A 14,146-nucleotide genomic window follows, 5' to 3' on the forward strand; every position below is an offset into this window, starting at 1 on the left:
GGTAGAGATCGCTGCTCCATCAAGCGCCATCATCGCCCCCTTCGGCCGCGGCCTTGATGTCGGCGATCAATTTCGCACTCTTGCGGGAGCGCGCACCGTAGAGCCGTGCGCTGAACACCGTGACGATCTCAAGCACGTCCCGGGCAAGATCCTCTTCGAAGCTGGTGTCTTCGCCCTGGTTCAGGATTACGACCTCGACGTTCTTCGCCTCACAGATCGCGAAGACGAGCTCGGCGCCGAAGCGCAACAAACGATCCTTGTGGGTGATGACCAGTCGGCCGACGCGATCCTCGACAATGTCTTCGAGTAGGCGCTTGAGGCCCTTCTTGCGATAGTTCATGCCAGAGCCGAGATCGGTGACCACCTCGTAGGTCCAGCCCTGCCCGGCGCAATAGGCCTCGAGAAGCTGCGCCTGGCGCTCCAGGTCAGGTTTCTGGTCATGGGAGGAAACGCGTGCGTAGGCAACCGTGCGCCGGGCAGCTTTATCCTGCTGCCGATGGAGCTCCGGCTGAAGTTTGGCGAGGTCATAGCGGCGCCGCCCACCCTCGGTTACGAGGTCGGGCTTGAGCTTGCCGCTCTCATCCCATCTGCGCAAGGTGAGCGGAGTCACGCCCAGGGCCTTTGCGGCCTCGCCAATACTTACAAGCTTCTTCATCATAAAGATGATATATGATGCGAAAAGCATAAGTCAAATGGAAACTGCTAAAGCCCCTTTTCCCCGGCCTAGCAGGCGGCTATTGCTGGCAACCCGACCGCATCAGGAGACAGCCTTGGCCCAAATCGATTCCGCCCCCGTCCAAGCCCGCATCGCGCAGACCATCGCCACGGATATCGCGGCGAAGCCCGCACAAGTTACCGCGGCGATCGGGCTCCTCGATGGTGGGGCGACCGTGCCCTTCGTGGCGCGCTACCGCAAAGAGGTCACGGGCGGGCTCGACGATACGCAGCTGCGACAGCTCTCGGATCGGCTGGGCTATCTGCGCGAAATGGAGGCGCGGCGCGAGACGATCCTCAATTCGATCCGCGAGCAGGGCAAGCTGACCGACGATCTGGCACGGTCCATCGCGCGGGCCGAAAGCAAGGCCACGCTCGAAGACATCTATCTGCCGTTCAAACCCAAGCGCCGCACCAAGGCGATGATCGCACGCGAGAACGGGCTGGAGCCGCTTCTGCGCGCCATTCAGGCAGACCGGAGCGCCGCGCCCGAGGCGCTGGCCGAAGGCTACATTGCCGAGGCAGTGCCAACGGCGAAGGACGCCCTGAACGGCGCACGCGACATCCTGACCGAGGAACTGTCGGAAAACGCCGAACTGCTCGGCACCCAGCGCGACTTCATGCGCGCCGAGGCCTTCATCGCCGCGCGTGTCGTGCCGGGCAAGGAAGAGGCGGGCGCGAAGTTCTCCGACTATTTCGACCACCGCGAGAAATGGGCCGACATTCCCGGCCACCGGGCGCTCGCCATTCTGCGCGCCGCGAAGGAAGAGATCGTGACGATGGAGATCGCGCCCGATCCCGAGACCGGCGAAGACCGCGCGATCGGCCAGATCGCAGCGACCCTCGACACGCAGGCCGGGCGTCCCGGCGACCTGTGGCTGCGCGATGTGGCGCGGTGGGCCTGGCGGGTGAAATTCTCGGTCTCGCTCTATGTCGATCTGCTGGGCGAGCTGCGCCAGCGCGCCCATGACGAGGCGATCAAGGTCTTCGCGCGCAACCTGCATGACCTGCTGCTGGCAGCGCCCGCCGGTCCGCGCGCCACGCTGGGCCTCGATCCCGGCATCCGCACCGGGGTGAAGGCCGCCGTGGTGGACGCGACCGGCAAAGTTCTGGAGACTGCGACCCTCTACCCCTTCCAGCCGAAGATGGACCTGCGCGGCGCGGAGGCGAAGATCATCGACATGGTCAAGCGCCACGGGGTCGAGCTGATCGCCATCGGCAACGGCACCGCCAGCCGCGAGACCGAACGGATGGTCGCCGACACGCTGAAGCTGCTGCCGTCGGGTGTGCGAGCGCCGACGAAAGTGGTCGTCTCGGAGGCGGGCGCCTCGGTCTATTCGGCCTCGGAACTGGCCGCGCGCGAGTTCCCCGATCTGGACGTATCCTTGCGCGGCGCGGTCTCTATCGCGCGTCGCCTGCAGGATCCACTCGCGGAACTGGTGAAGATCGAACCGCAGAGCATCGGCGTCGGGCAATATCAGCACGACGTGGATCAGCGCCGCCTGTCGCAGGCGCTAGAGGCGGTCGTCGAAGATGCCGTGAACGCCGTGGGCGTCGATCTGAACATGGCCTCCGCACCGCTTCTGGCGCAGGTAGCGGGGCTTGGCCCCGCGCTGGCGCAGGCCATCGTCGCGCACCGAGATGCGCATGGCGCCTTCCCCTCGCGCCGCGCGTTGATGGAGGTGGCAGGGCTCGGCCCGAAGGCCTTCGAGCAATGCGCGGGCTTCCTGCGTATCCGTGACGGCGAAGAGCCGCTCGATGCCTCCTCCGTTCACCCCGAAGCCTACGCGGTCGCACGCAAGATCGTGCAGAGTTGCGGTCGCGACATCCGCGAGATCATGGGCCAGCCGACCGCGCTGAAAGACCTGCGCGCCGAGCAATTCGTCACCGGCGATTTCGGTCTTCCCACCATTCGCGACATCTTCGCGGAACTGGAAAAACCCGGCCGCGACCCGCGCCCCACGTTCAAAACGGCGCAATTCACCGAGGGCGTGGAGGACATCAAAGACCTCAAGCCGGGAATGAGCCTGGAGGGCACCGTGACCAACGTGGCCGCCTTCGGCGCTTTCGTGGATATCGGCGTGCATCAGGATGGTCTGGTGCATGTCAGCCAGCTCGCCGATCGCTTCGTGAAGGATCCGCATGAGGTTGTGAAAGCGGGCGATGTGGTGCGCGTGCGCGTGACCGAGGTCGACATCCCGCGCAAACGGATCGGCCTGTCGATGCGCAAGCAATCCGACGGTGGCGCGCCTGCGCGGGGCAAAGGCCCGGCAGGACAGGATCGCGGCAAACCCGGCCCGCAAGGCCCCCGTGGCAAAGGGCCCGGCAAGGGCCAAGGCAAAGCGCCGGCAAAAGACAGCGGCAATGGCGCGTTCGGCGCGGCGCTGCGCGATGCGATGAACCGGCGCTGAAGCTGGCCAAGCGGGTTCAGCGGTCGGGGATCTACCAGAGGTGAGCTGCGACACAGGAACAGCGCCTCAACTTGCCTTCCCCGGCACCCGCCGATAGCGTCACGCGAAACCACATAAGCGGGAGAGGCGGACCATGGCGCGTTGCAGCGATGCGGCGATGGTGCTGTTCTATGACATCGACGGCGACACCGCCGACCACGACCACTGGCACAGCCATGAGCACCTGCATGAGCGCCTCTCGGTTCCCGGCTTTCTACGGGCGACGCGCTGGATCGCGACCGAGGGCGGGCCACGCTACATGGTCACCTATGAAGTCAGCGGGACCGACGTGGCGACGTCGCAGGGCTACCTCGACCGCCTGAACAACCCCACACCCTGGACTGGTGCGATCATGCCGAGATTTCGCGGCATGATGCGCGGTTTCTGCACTATTCCGGCGAGCGAGGGCTACGGTCTGGGCGGTTTCACCACAGCCTTCCGCTTTCAACCCGGCCCCGGGCACGAAGACGCTGCGGCTTCCTGGATCGCGCAGGAGGTGCTGCAGGAGATCGCCTATCGCCCGGGTGTCGCCAGCGTTCAGCTGCTTCGTCCGACTGCACCACCGCCGATGACGCGCGAGCAAGCACTGCGCGGTGCCGATGCTCCGATGCCGTGGCTACTCATCGCCACCGGCTATGACGCGGCGTTGCTGGATCAGGCGGTCGAGCGCGGTTTCGATCCGGCTTCGGAAGCTGCTGCCGGGCTGATCGGCGACGTCGTCGCGACGCATTACGTGCTGAATCACACCGCGACTGCTGACGAGGTCGCGCGCACGCCCAAGCCGCAGTTTCCGCGCTAGGTTATTCCTTCGGGGGCGGAGGACGGGCGTTCGTCGACGTAGAACCGTTTGAAGCCACGCTAAAAATAGAGCGAAGCCGGGCCAAAACATATTGTCTTTTCGAGGATTTTAGTGGTGCCCGGAGGCGGACTCGAACCACCGACACGCGAATTTTCAATCCGCTGCTCTACCAACTGAGCTATCCGGGCACTGCGACCTTTCGGTCTTGGTGGAGCGGTTACTAGACGAGGGCGCGGGGGGTGTCCAGAGGGATTTCGCAGAAATTTACGCGAACTTGCGAAACGTCTCAGTGCGGCTTGCCGGGGGGCGTATCATCGCCTGCGGCACCGGTCGGCGCGCGCTCTTCTTCCTCGGCGATATCCCCGGGAATGACGTAGGAACCGTTCAGCCAGCGCGCCAGATCGACATCGGCGCAACGCTTGGAACAGAAGGGGCGATATTTCGGATCGGCATCCTTGCCGCAGATCGGACAGCTCATTTCGCCTCCCTGTTTTGGCCCCGCAGCAGGCGCACGAGCGGGACGCGGTCGCGCTTGCGTTGCATCTCGAAATTGCCCAGCGGCGTCCAGCCTGCCAGCGAGGTCTCGGGCTCGCCTTTGACGGCGCGGCGCAGCTGCTGCTCCAGCGTCTGACGGTCGCGCTTGGGCATCGGGGCGAAGTCGATCACGACCTGGCCTCCAAGGCCGCGCAAGCGCAGCTGACGAGGCAATTCGCGGGCCGCGGCGATATTCGCCTTCAGCGCCGCGGCGGGCGTCGTGTCGTTGCCGGTATTGACGTCGACCGCAATCAGGGCGCGGGTCGCCTCGATCATCAGATGCGCCCCGCCCGGCAGGTCGACGCGCGGATGCAGAAGCGCTTCGATCGCGTCGGTGACGCCGTGGTCGTCGAACCCGCCTTCGATCACCTCGTCGGGCAGGGGTTCGGCCCAGTCGCGCCAGGCTTCTTCATGCGGATCGGGCGCGTCGACGAGAAGCTCCGGCCCGCCTTCAGTATCGTTAGTCACGGCCTCGGCCAGCTCGCGCATTGCGGCGACATCCTCGGCCACTTCTTCGAGCGGCACATGGGCCGCGGCGGAACGCAGGATCACGCCCATATCCGAGCCTTCCATCACCGCCTCGGCTGCTGCCTGCAGATCGGCGCGCAGATCGTCTTCATGGATCCGGCGCGAGACGTTGATGCCCGGCGCGCCGGGGGTGACGATAGCGTAGCGCGACTTGAACAGCACGCGCAGCGTCACAGGCAACGCCTTGCCGGGCTCGGTGCCGCCGGAGACCATGCAGATCACGGTCTGGCCGGGGGCAAGGCCCTTCACCTCTTTCAGAAAGCCACGCGTGCCTTCGGGCAGATCGACGAAGACGCCACCCTGCCCTTTCATCTGGCGGCCGATCGTGCCGCGCAGGATCGCACCGGGGGCGAAGCTGATCTCTTCGGAGGTGTCGATAATCAGGTCTTCAATTTGGCCGTCGACCATCAGCGCCGCCGCTTCGCGACCGGCGATCTCGTCCAGCAGAACCACACGCCCCTGCATTATACGTCCCCTCGAATGCCCGCGCTTGCGAGCAGGTTTGCGGTTTCTGCGAGCGGCAATCCCACGACTGCGGTGAAGGACCCTTGAATCCACGGGACGAAAGCGCCGCCACGTCCCTGGATCGCGTAGCCGCCCGCCTTGCCGTGCCATTCGCCCGAGGCGAGATAGCCATTCACGTCCTCGTCGCTGAGCGGCTTGAACTTCACCACCGTATCGACAAGCCGTTCGCGCAGGCCCTGCGCCGTGCGCACAGCCACAGCGGTGAACACATGGTGCCGACGCCCGGACAGCAGCCAGAGAAACTCCGCCGCCTCTTTCTCGTCTTCGGGTTTACCCAAGATGCGGCGCCCGCAGGTCACCGTGGTATCGGCGCTCAGCAGCACCTCGTCATCGGCCACATCGAGCGCCATCGCTTTTTCGCGGGCCATGCGAGCGACATAGTCGCGCGCGGCCTCGCCCTTGAACGGCGTCTCGTCGATATCGGCGGGGCGCACGTCAAAAGGCTCCAACCCGAGCTGGGCCAGAAGCTCTCGCCGTCGCGGGCTCGCCGAGCCGAGGATCAGCTTCACTTGAAGCGGTAGTTGATACGACCCTTCGTGAGGTCGTAGGTGTTCATTTCCACCTGAACCTTGTCGCCTGCCAGAACACGGATGCGGTTCTTACGCATCTTGCCTGCCATATGCGCGATGATCTCATGGCCGTTTTCCAGCTCGACCCGAAACGTCGCGTTAGGCAGGAGTTCCTTCACGACACCGGGAAATTCGAGCATTTCTTCCTTGGCCATGGTCACTCCATAAATGGTTACCCGCGTCATCTGCGGGCGAGCGTTTAAATGCGCCCCTAGGCCGCGAAATTCAAGTGGAATGTCAAGGCTGGGCGGGGTTTTCCGAAGCGATCCGGATTATTTGGGCCGCATCAGACTGCTCGGACCAATGTTTGAAGGGCAAAACGGTTCCTGCGGTGCGGCTTTGCGTGACCCGGCCGAGGTCCACCGTCGCGAAGGTCCAGCCAGGTGAGTCGGGCGCCCCTTCGGCCACGGTCCCGCTTTCGGGCCAGAGCCCGTCTGGTGGCGCGAAAATCGCAGCCGTGCCGCGGTTCTCGTCCACAGCCGGACACCAGAGCGCGTCGCCAACGGTCGGCGCCTGCACGGTCAGGCATTGGTTTTCGAGCGCGCGCGCCATCGCACCGATCCGCACCCGGTTATTGCCCGCGAGCGTGTCGGTGCAGGACGGCACGAGGATAATCTCTGCTCCCGCCTCGGCCAGCGCGCGCGCCAGCAGGGGGAATTCGCTGTCGTAGCAGATCGTGACGCCGATCTTGCCGAGCGCGGTGTCGAAGAGCACCAGCACTTCGCCCGCATCGACATGCCAGATCTCACGCTCGAACCGCGTCATGATCGCCTTGTCCTGATGCCCGATCAGCCCGCCGGAACCGAACAGGCTCGCCCGGTTCACGCGCTTGCTGCCGTCGATGACGGGTCCGGAGGGGGCGAGAATATGCACGCCATGCTCCGCCGCGAGATCTGCGAACAGCGCTTCCATGTCCGCTCGCAGCCCGGCTACATGGACCAGCGCGGCTTCCAGATCGCCCGCGACCTCCGCACCACCGAGGCTCGCCAGTTCCATCGCCCCATACTCGGGAAAGACCAGAAGCTGCGCGCCCTGCCCTGCAGCCTCGGCCACCCAAGCGGATACCTTCGCCGCGTAGCCCGCCCAATCGTCGAACCAGTCGAGCGGATAGGCGGCTGCCGCGATTACGACCTCGCGGCTCACAGCTTGCGCCCCCAGAATTGCAGCGCCTTCTCGGTCTGTTCATCCTCACCCAGATCGGTCCATTTGAACCGCGCGACCACGCCCTCCATCGGCGCATAGCCCCGCTTGCGCCAGAACCCGTCGAGCGGGCGATAATCGGCAGGTTTGAGCGGATGATCGTCGGGACGGATCACCGAGCAGAAGACCGAATGGCTGCGCCCCAACTCGCGCGCATGGGCCTCACGATGATCGAAGAAGGCGTGCCCGAGGCCCTGCCCGCGATAGTCGGGCAGAAGGACCGACTCGGCGCAGTAGAACACGTCTTCCAGTTTCAGCCCGGTGCATGCGAAAGGCGCCGCGAAATCACCGGCGTGATCTTCCAGCGGCGTGCCAGTCGCAGCGCCCACCAGTCGCGCTCCGTCGAACGCGCCGACGACCACCGCCGCATCGCTTTCCCGATAGCTCTGGATATAGCGCCGCTCATATTCCAGCGATCCGTCATAGATATACGGCCAGTCCCGAAACACCGCGATCCGCAGCCGCGCCACGTCGTCGAGCGCTGCATCCAGCGCCTCTCCGGTCAGCCGCCGCACCTCCATCACGAGACCTGCGCGATCCAGTCGGCGAGGTTGTAATAGGTGACGACGCGCGTGATCTTGCCCTCGTCGAGCGTGAAGAACGCCCCCGCCGGCAGGACATAGCTTTGCCCATGCGCCTCGGGCAGCCCGTCATCGGTCTCCAGATAGACGCCATTGACGATGAACTCCGCCGCCGCCCGCGTGCCTGAGTCATTGGCCATGATGACCATATCGGTCAGCTGCTCGCGATAGCAGCGGCTCATATGCTTGTTGAATTCGCGGAACGCCTCGATCCCGTGGCGGATTTTCCCCTCGTTCACGTGATGGGCAAAAGGCTCGCCCAGCTGGGCCTCCATCCCTGCCGTATCGCCTGCGTTGAAGGCATCGTAATAGCGGCTGATCGTGTCGAGAGTGCGGGCGCGCGGCATGGCCATTCTCCGTAAAGCTGTCTGGCCTTGAGTGCCACGCGCCACACGCCGCGTCAAACGCGGTTAGGCGCCGTCGCGGGTCACCCCAATGCGGCGCGCACGATCTCGGCCAGCGGCGTGGTCGGGCGGCCGATCAGCCGCGACAGGTCGTGGCTGTCATCGAACAGCGCGCCATTGGCGGCCTGCGCATCCGAATCCGCGATGATCGCGGCGAAGGGGCCGGGCAGGCCCATCGTCTCGAGCAACGCGCGATACTCGGCCTCGGCAAGGTGCGAGACCTCGACCGCGCGCCCGGCCTGTGCGGCGATCTCGGCGGCCAGCTCGTCGAGGGTGAAACCCGCATCGCCCGCCAGCTCATAGGTCTTGCCCTGCAAGCCGGGATCGAGCGCCACGGCGGCCAGCGCCTCGGCGTAATCGCTTCGCGCCGCTGCCGCGATCCGGCCCGCGCCCGACGCCCCGGCGATCGTGCCCGATTGCGCAGCATAGGCGATCGCGCTGTCGTAATTCTCGCCATACCAGCCATTGCGCAGCAGCGTATGGCTCAGCCCCGATGCGGCCAGCGCCGCCTCGGTCGCCACGTGCTCTTCGGCGAGTTGCATCTTCGAACGGTCGGCATGCAGCAGAGACGTGTAAAGAATATGGCCGACGCCATGCGCCTTGGCGGCCTCGATCACGTTGCGATGTTGCGGCGCGCGCTGGCCAACCTCGCTCGACGAGATCAGGAGCAGCGTGTCGACGCCTGCCAGCGCGTCGAAACTGTCGGGGTCGGAATAGTCGAACCGCCGCGCGGCGCCCGTCAGCTTCTCAGGGCTGCGTGCCAGCCCGAACACGTCGGTCGCGCCGCGTGCGGCCAGTGCGGCAAGGGTGAGTTGGCCAAGATGGCCGGTGGCTCCGGTAACGGCGATGGTCATGGCGACCTCCTTTTGTCTTTCGCTGACGGGAAGCTGCGCTCTTTACTGCGCAAAAGGAAGTACCTACATTTTAGTAAGTGTTCAGCAGCCCCGCACAGGAGCCTCCGCATTATGCAACAGACCGACCCCGCGCTGCCCGACGCCGATGTGTTCAATGCCGATTGTCCCTCGCGCATGATCCTGTCGCATGTCAGTTCGCGCTGGGGCGGGCTGATTCTGGTCGCGCTTCGCGACGGGCGGCTGCGCTTTTCCGAGTTGCGTCGCAGGATCGGCGGCATTTCCGAGCGGATGCTGGCCCAGACCTTGCAGGTGCTCGAAGCGGATGGGCTGATCTCGCGGCGCGATCATGGCGAGGTGCCGCCGCGCGTGGACTATTGCCTGACCGAAGCGGGAGAGGCGATCGCGATCCGCTATTTCGAGCTCGCGCAGTGGATCGAGGCGAATCTGGACCGACTTGGCACGCAGCCTGCACAGTCTGGCGGCTGATCAGGCGGTCGGCTCTCCGAAACGTTCGATGAGATGGCGACGGATCTGGTCGCGCGTGTCGCGATAGGCGGCGAGCTTGGCCTCGCGCGTCTCGCCGATCCCGGTCGGATCGAGGATCGGCCAATATTCCACGTCTAGATGAAAGAACCGCGTCAGCTCCAGCGCCTGACGCTGCGAGGCGGGCGACAGCGCGATCACCAGATCGAAAGCGGACAGATCGTCGCCCCATTCCTGCAACTCGGTGAAAGACCGCGCGCGGTGACGCTCCAGATTGACACCGATCTCGGCCATCACCGCGATGGTGAAGCCGTCGATCTCTAGATCGGCCTTCACGCCCACCGACTGCACGTAGCATTCGGTGCCGTAGAATTTCTTCATCATCCCCTCGGCCATCGGGGAGCGCGTGGAATTATGATCGCACGCAAAGAGAACGGAGTTGGGGATCTCGCCCATCCGTTTACCTCGGGGCGAGAACGGCAACGAGGGTGAAGAGGCGCCGCGCCGTGTCGATGTCGATCTCGGCCTTGCCTTCAAGACGCTCCTGCAGAATGCGCGCGCCTTCGTTATGGATACCGCGCCGGGCCATATCGATCGCTTCGATCTGGCTGGGCGGCAGCTTCTTGACCGCCTCGAAATAGCTCTCGCAGATCTGGAAATAATCCTTCACCGCCTGCCGGAACGGGCCGAAGGACAGGTGAAACTCCGCCACTTTAGCACCGCTCTCGGTCTCGGTGTCGAAAACGAGCCGCCGATCGCGCACGCCAAGCGTCAGTGCGAACGGCCCTTCTGGTGCAGGTTGCCCGTCGCGGCCCGGGATATTGAAGCTGTTATCCTCGAGCAGATCGTAGATCGCGACCTTGCGCTCCTGCTCAATCTCCGGCGAGGGCGCGGGCAGCCCGCCCGTGTCCAGCTGGATATGAGAAATCCGGGCCATCACCCCTCCCCTTCGTCATTGAGCGCATCGAGCCGCGCACGCACCGACAGCCCATGCGCCTCGAGGCTTTCCGATTTCGCCAGCACCTCTGCCGAAGGGCCGATCGCCTTCAGCGCGCCGGGCGTCATCTTCGCCAGCGTGGTGCGCTTGATGAAGTCCATCACCGACAGGCCCGAGGAAAACCGCGCCGAGCGGGCCGTGGGCAGAACGTGGTTCGGCCCGCCGATATAGTCGCCGATCGCTTCGGGCGTGTAGGCGCCAAGGAAGATCGCGCCCGCATGGGTGATCGCCTCCGCCAGCCAATCGGGATCGGCGACGCAAAGCTCCAGATGCTCGGGGGCGACCCGGTTCGACAGCTCGGCCGCCTCCATCAGATCGCGTGCGACGATCACCGCCCCGAAGTCACGCCAGCTCGCGCCTGCAATCGCACGGCGCTCCAGCGTCTTGAGGCGTTTCTCGACCGCCGCAACGACCGCCTTGCCGAAAGCCTCGTCGGTGGTGATCAGGATCGCCTGTGCGCTCTCGTCATGCTCGGCCTGGCTCATCAGGTCGAGCGCGATCCAATCCGGATCGCCCGTGCCATCCGCAATCACGAGGATTTCCGACGGCCCCGCGATCATGTCGATGCCCACGCGCCCGAAGACGCGCCGCTTGGCCGCCGCCACGAAGGCGTTGCCCGGGCCGGTGATCTTGTCGACCGCCGTGATCGTCTCGGTCCCATAGGCCAGCGCGGCAATCGCCTGCGCGCCCCCCATCCGGTAGACCGTATCGACGCCTGCCAGTTGCGCGGCCAGCAGCACCAGCGGGTTCACCGCCCCGCCCGGCGTCGGGCAGGCCACGACCAGACGTTCCACCCCCGCGACCTTCGCGGGGATCGCGTTCATCAGCACCGAAGAGGGGTAGCTCGCCAGCCCGCCGGGCACGTAAAGCCCCGCCGCCGAGACCGGCCCCCAGCGCCAGCCAAGCTCCGCCCCGCTCGCGTCGATCCAACGCGCGTCATGCGGCATCTGGCGCTCGTGATAGGCGCGGATACGCTCGGCCGCCAATTCCAGCGCTGCGCGCTCCTCGGCGGGCACTTTCGCGACCTCGGCCTCGATCTCTTCGGGAGAAAACGCCAACGTCTCGGGCGACAGCTCCAGTCGGTCGAATTTCGCGGTCAGCTCGATCAGTGCCGCATCGCCCCGCTTGCGGATATCCGCGATGATCCCGGCCACGACAGCGTCCACATCGGGGCTGTCCTCGCGCTTCATCCCCAGAAGTTCGACAAACCGGGCCTCAAAGCCCTCTTCGCGCGTGTCCAGAAAGTGCGGCATCGACAGTCTCCTATTCCGCTCTTCGGATTAGAGACTCCCGCCCTGCCCCGCAAGCACGACACTGCCCCCAAGGGCAATTCCACTTCGACTTGGCGTAAATATCCCCGCCGGAGGCATCCCCCGCAGCAAAACGCGCCTTACTCGGGATGATGCGGCACCTTGCCGGAAGGCGCGCGATAAGGCCGCTCGACATCACGCAAATCGACATCGAGACATTCGACATCGGCTGCCAGCGCGCCGTCGCCCGCCAGCGTCAGGGTCACGCGACCCGCGCCGTCTTCGGTCTCTTCAAAGGTGATATCGAGGATCGAGAGCACCACGTCGCGATCCGAACGATCGATCCCCATGCTCGAAACATGGGTGACATCCGAGATCACCAGCAGCGACCGCACGCGCTCATAGGGGCGCTTCTCGGCCTCGGCCTGCGCTTTGTCCTCCCAGCGGAAGCGGTTGATCAGCAGCGCCAGACGCCGGGACTTCGCCTCCCAGGCGATCTCGGTGATCGGCAGCACGGCATCCTGCACCAGCGCCGCGATCACGGGGAGGTCGTCTTTGGTCTCGGCGCGCAGCGCGATCGCGCCTTCGCCACCCTCTTCGAATTTCGCATCACGGGTCATTGGGTCACCTCTGCATTCGATATGGGGAAGACGGCGGGAATTGCCAGCCGATCAACTCGCTTTCACGCGCTCGATATGCGCACCGACGCCCGCCAGTTTCTCCTCGACGCGTTCATAGCCGCGATCGAGGTGATAGACACGGCTGACGACGGTCTCACCCTCAGCGGCCAGCCCGGCGAGGATCAGCGACACGGAGGCGCGCAGGTCGGTCGCCATCACCGGCGCCCCTTTGAGCTTCTCTACACCATGGACAGTCGCATGACCGCCATGGACGTCGATATTCGCCCCCATCCGCACCAGTTCGGGCGCGTGCATAAAGCGATTCTCGAAAATCTTCTCTTCCAGAACGCTGGTGCCCTCGGCGGTGCAGAGAAGCGCCATCATCTGCGCCTGAAGATCGGTCGGGAAGCCGGGGAAAGGCTCGGTCGTCACGTCGACCGCGCGGATGCGGCCATTCTTGCGGGCGACCTTGAGGCCGGTATGAGTCTGCTCGACCGAGATGCCCGCCGCGTCGAGCTTCTCGCAGAAGCTCTCCAGCAGATCGATTCGACCGCCCAGGCACTCCACCTCGCCGCCGCAGATCGCGGGTGCGAGCATATAGGTGCCGAGCTCGATCCGGTCGGCGACCACCGGGTGAGTCGCGCCGTGCAGGCGATCCTTGCCCTCGATCACGATCTCGGAGGTGCCGTCGCCCTCGATCTGCGCCCCCATCGCGCGCAGGCATTTCGCCAGATCGACGATTTCTGGCTCGCGGGCTGCATTCTTCAGCACGCTCGTGCCCCTCGCCAGCGAAGCCGCCATCAGGAAGTTCTCGGTCGCGCCAACGGAAGCGAAGCGCATCTCGTGGGTGGCGCCTTTCAGCCCGCCCTTCGCTTCTGCATGCAGATAGCCGTCCTTTAGTTCGATCTCCGCGCCGAGCGCTGCGAGCGCATCGACATGGATATCCATCGGGCGCGCACCGATCGCACAGCCGCCGGGCAGCGACACGACCGCATGGCCCAAGCGCGCCAGCAGCGGCCCGAGCACCAGATTCGAGGCGCGCATCTTGCGCACGATTTCATAATCCGCGACCGGGTTGATCTCGCCGTGACACGAGGTCGCCAGAACCTTGCCCTCCTGCAGCGCGGTCACTTCTGCGCCGAGGCTCGCCAGCAATTCGGTCATCGTGCGGATATCCGACAGGCGCGGCGCGTTGGTCAGAGTCAGCGGCTCATCGCTGAGCAGCGTGGCCGGCATCAGCGCGAGACAGGCGTTTTTTGCCCCCGCGATTGGGATTTGGCCGGAAAGTGGCCCGTTGCCGCGCACGACGATGCTGTCCATATCAACTGCCCTCGGATTCGTTGTTATTCGGCGGCTTGGATTCGGATTTGCGGGCGCGCGCCTGCGCCTTGCGCCGCTGCAGATTCGCGCGCAACGCCTGCGCCCGACGCTCTTCGCGGCTCAATTCCGCATCGCGGGACGTGCCCGATCCATCTTTCTTTCCGCCTGTCATGGCGCCTCGTTTAACCCGCCTGTGAAATCCTGTCGAGAGAGAGCAAGATTTGCCCTTGCACCCTCGAGCGATTGCGTCTAAATCCCCGCCACGGTCGAAGCGACGGACCGAAACCGGCGCTGCTGTAGCTCAGCGGTAGAGCACTC

18 protein-coding genes and 1 tRNA gene are annotated in these 14,146 nt (G+C 65.1%); 3 read left to right on the plus strand and 16 right to left on the minus strand.

Annotated features, from left to right (window positions below; translation table 11 throughout):
• Window positions 1-19 precede the first annotated feature (19 nt).
• Window positions 20-655, minus strand: a complete 636-nt coding sequence (locus B3D39_RS07835) for an IS607 family transposase (RefSeq protein ID WP_286789576.1) — start codon at window positions 653-655, stop codon at window positions 20-22.
• A gap of 37 nt (window positions 656-692) precedes the next feature.
• Between B3D39_RS07835 and B3D39_RS07840 the strand changes: the two genes are divergently transcribed.
• Both B3D39_RS07840 and B3D39_RS07845 read left to right on the plus strand, forming a co-directional pair.
• Window positions 693-3,125, plus strand: a complete 2,433-nt coding sequence (locus B3D39_RS07840) for a Tex family protein (RefSeq protein ID WP_414717982.1) — start codon at window positions 693-695, stop codon at window positions 3,123-3,125.
• 157 nt (window positions 3,126-3,282) lie between these two features.
• Window positions 3,283-3,963, plus strand: coding sequence for a hypothetical protein (locus tag B3D39_RS07845; RefSeq protein ID WP_286789577.1), 681 nt, complete (start codon window positions 3,283-3,285; stop codon window positions 3,961-3,963).
• 112 nt (window positions 3,964-4,075) lie between these two features.
• On the opposite strand, the gene B3D39_RS07850 is transcribed toward B3D39_RS07845, so the two are convergent.
• The 9 genes from B3D39_RS07850 to B3D39_RS07890 all read right to left on the minus strand — a co-directional run bounded on the left by B3D39_RS07850 (window position 4,076) and on the right by B3D39_RS07890 (window position 9,158).
• Window positions 4,076-4,151, minus strand: a tRNA-Phe gene (locus tag B3D39_RS07850).
• A gap of 98 nt (window positions 4,152-4,249) precedes the next feature.
• Window positions 4,250-4,441, minus strand: a complete 192-nt coding sequence (locus B3D39_RS07855) for a DNA gyrase inhibitor YacG (protein WP_274961772.1) — start codon at window positions 4,439-4,441, stop codon at window positions 4,250-4,252.
• A complete protein-coding gene (locus tag B3D39_RS07860) occupies window positions 4,438-5,490 on the minus strand; it encodes a ribonuclease E/G (protein ID WP_274961773.1) in 1,053 nt (350 codons plus the stop codon). The genes B3D39_RS07855 and B3D39_RS07860 overlap by 4 nt, the downstream gene beginning before the upstream one ends.
• Complete coding sequence (locus tag B3D39_RS07865) at window positions 5,490-6,059, minus strand: Maf family protein (RefSeq protein ID WP_274961774.1); 570 nt, start codon at window positions 6,057-6,059, stop codon at window positions 5,490-5,492. Before B3D39_RS07865 ends, B3D39_RS07860 begins: the two co-directional genes overlap by 1 nt.
• Window positions 6,056-6,274, minus strand: a complete 219-nt coding sequence (gene infA, locus B3D39_RS07870; protein WP_010397442.1) for a translation initiation factor IF-1 — start codon at window positions 6,272-6,274, stop codon at window positions 6,056-6,058. Before infA ends, B3D39_RS07865 begins: the two co-directional genes overlap by 4 nt.
• 82 nt (window positions 6,275-6,356) lie before the next feature.
• Complete coding sequence (locus tag B3D39_RS07875; RefSeq protein ID WP_274961775.1) at window positions 6,357-7,262, minus strand: carbon-nitrogen hydrolase family protein; 906 nt, start codon at window positions 7,260-7,262, stop codon at window positions 6,357-6,359.
• The gene (locus tag B3D39_RS07880) at window positions 7,259-7,840 is read right to left on the minus strand and encodes a GNAT family N-acetyltransferase (protein WP_274961776.1); all 582 of its coding nucleotides are present in this window, start codon (window positions 7,838-7,840) and stop codon (window positions 7,259-7,261) included. The genes B3D39_RS07875 and B3D39_RS07880 overlap by 4 nt, the downstream gene beginning before the upstream one ends.
• Window positions 7,840-8,247, minus strand: coding sequence for a ketosteroid isomerase-related protein (locus B3D39_RS07885; RefSeq protein ID WP_078521731.1), 408 nt, complete (start codon window positions 8,245-8,247; stop codon window positions 7,840-7,842). The genes B3D39_RS07880 and B3D39_RS07885 overlap by 1 nt, the downstream gene beginning before the upstream one ends.
• An 80-nt stretch (window positions 8,248-8,327) precedes the next feature.
• A complete protein-coding gene (locus tag B3D39_RS07890) occupies window positions 8,328-9,158 on the minus strand; it encodes an NAD(P)H-binding protein (protein ID WP_274961777.1) in 831 nt (276 codons plus the stop codon).
• A gap of 111 nt (window positions 9,159-9,269) precedes the next feature.
• On the opposite strand from B3D39_RS07890, the gene B3D39_RS07895 reads away from it, so the two are divergent.
• Window positions 9,270-9,644 carry a winged helix-turn-helix transcriptional regulator gene (locus B3D39_RS07895; RefSeq protein ID WP_274961778.1) on the plus strand — a complete coding sequence of 125 codons (375 nt, stop codon included), beginning with the start codon at window positions 9,270-9,272 and terminating at the stop codon, window positions 9,642-9,644.
• Here B3D39_RS07895 and B3D39_RS07900 read toward each other — a convergent pair whose 3' ends face one another.
• The 6 genes from B3D39_RS07900 to B3D39_RS07925 all read right to left on the minus strand — a co-directional run bounded on the left by B3D39_RS07900 (window position 9,645) and on the right by B3D39_RS07925 (window position 14,000).
• A complete protein-coding gene (locus tag B3D39_RS07900; protein WP_078571357.1) occupies window positions 9,645-10,097 on the minus strand; it encodes a low molecular weight phosphatase family protein in 453 nt (150 codons plus the stop codon).
• Window positions 10,098-10,101: 4 nt separating this feature from the next.
• The gene (locus tag B3D39_RS07905; RefSeq protein ID WP_078521735.1) at window positions 10,102-10,578 is read right to left on the minus strand and encodes a UPF0262 family protein; all 477 of its coding nucleotides are present in this window, start codon (window positions 10,576-10,578) and stop codon (window positions 10,102-10,104) included.
• Window positions 10,578-11,891 carry a histidinol dehydrogenase gene (gene hisD, locus B3D39_RS07910; protein ID WP_274961779.1) on the minus strand — a complete coding sequence of 438 codons (1,314 nt, stop codon included), beginning with the start codon at window positions 11,889-11,891 and terminating at the stop codon, window positions 10,578-10,580. Before hisD ends, B3D39_RS07905 begins: the two co-directional genes overlap by 1 nt.
• Before the next feature lie 137 nt (window positions 11,892-12,028).
• Window positions 12,029-12,508, minus strand: a complete 480-nt coding sequence (locus B3D39_RS07915; protein ID WP_078545376.1) for a DUF2948 family protein — start codon at window positions 12,506-12,508, stop codon at window positions 12,029-12,031.
• Between the two features lie 51 nt (window positions 12,509-12,559).
• On the minus strand, window positions 12,560-13,828 hold the full coding sequence (murA, locus tag B3D39_RS07920) for a UDP-N-acetylglucosamine 1-carboxyvinyltransferase (protein ID WP_274961780.1): 1,269 nt from the start codon (window positions 13,826-13,828) through the stop codon (window positions 12,560-12,562).
• A gap of 1 nt (window position 13,829) precedes the next feature.
• Window positions 13,830-14,000 (minus strand): hypothetical protein, encoded by a 171-nt coding sequence (locus tag B3D39_RS07925; RefSeq protein ID WP_165756964.1) that lies wholly within the window; start codon window positions 13,998-14,000, stop codon window positions 13,830-13,832.
• Window positions 14,001-14,146: the final 146 nt, after the last annotated feature.

It is taken from the genome of Thioclava sp. UBA3469 (assembly GCF_002378135.1).
GTDB classification, from domain to species: domain Bacteria; phylum Pseudomonadota; class Alphaproteobacteria; order Rhodobacterales; family Rhodobacteraceae; genus Thioclava; species Thioclava sediminum.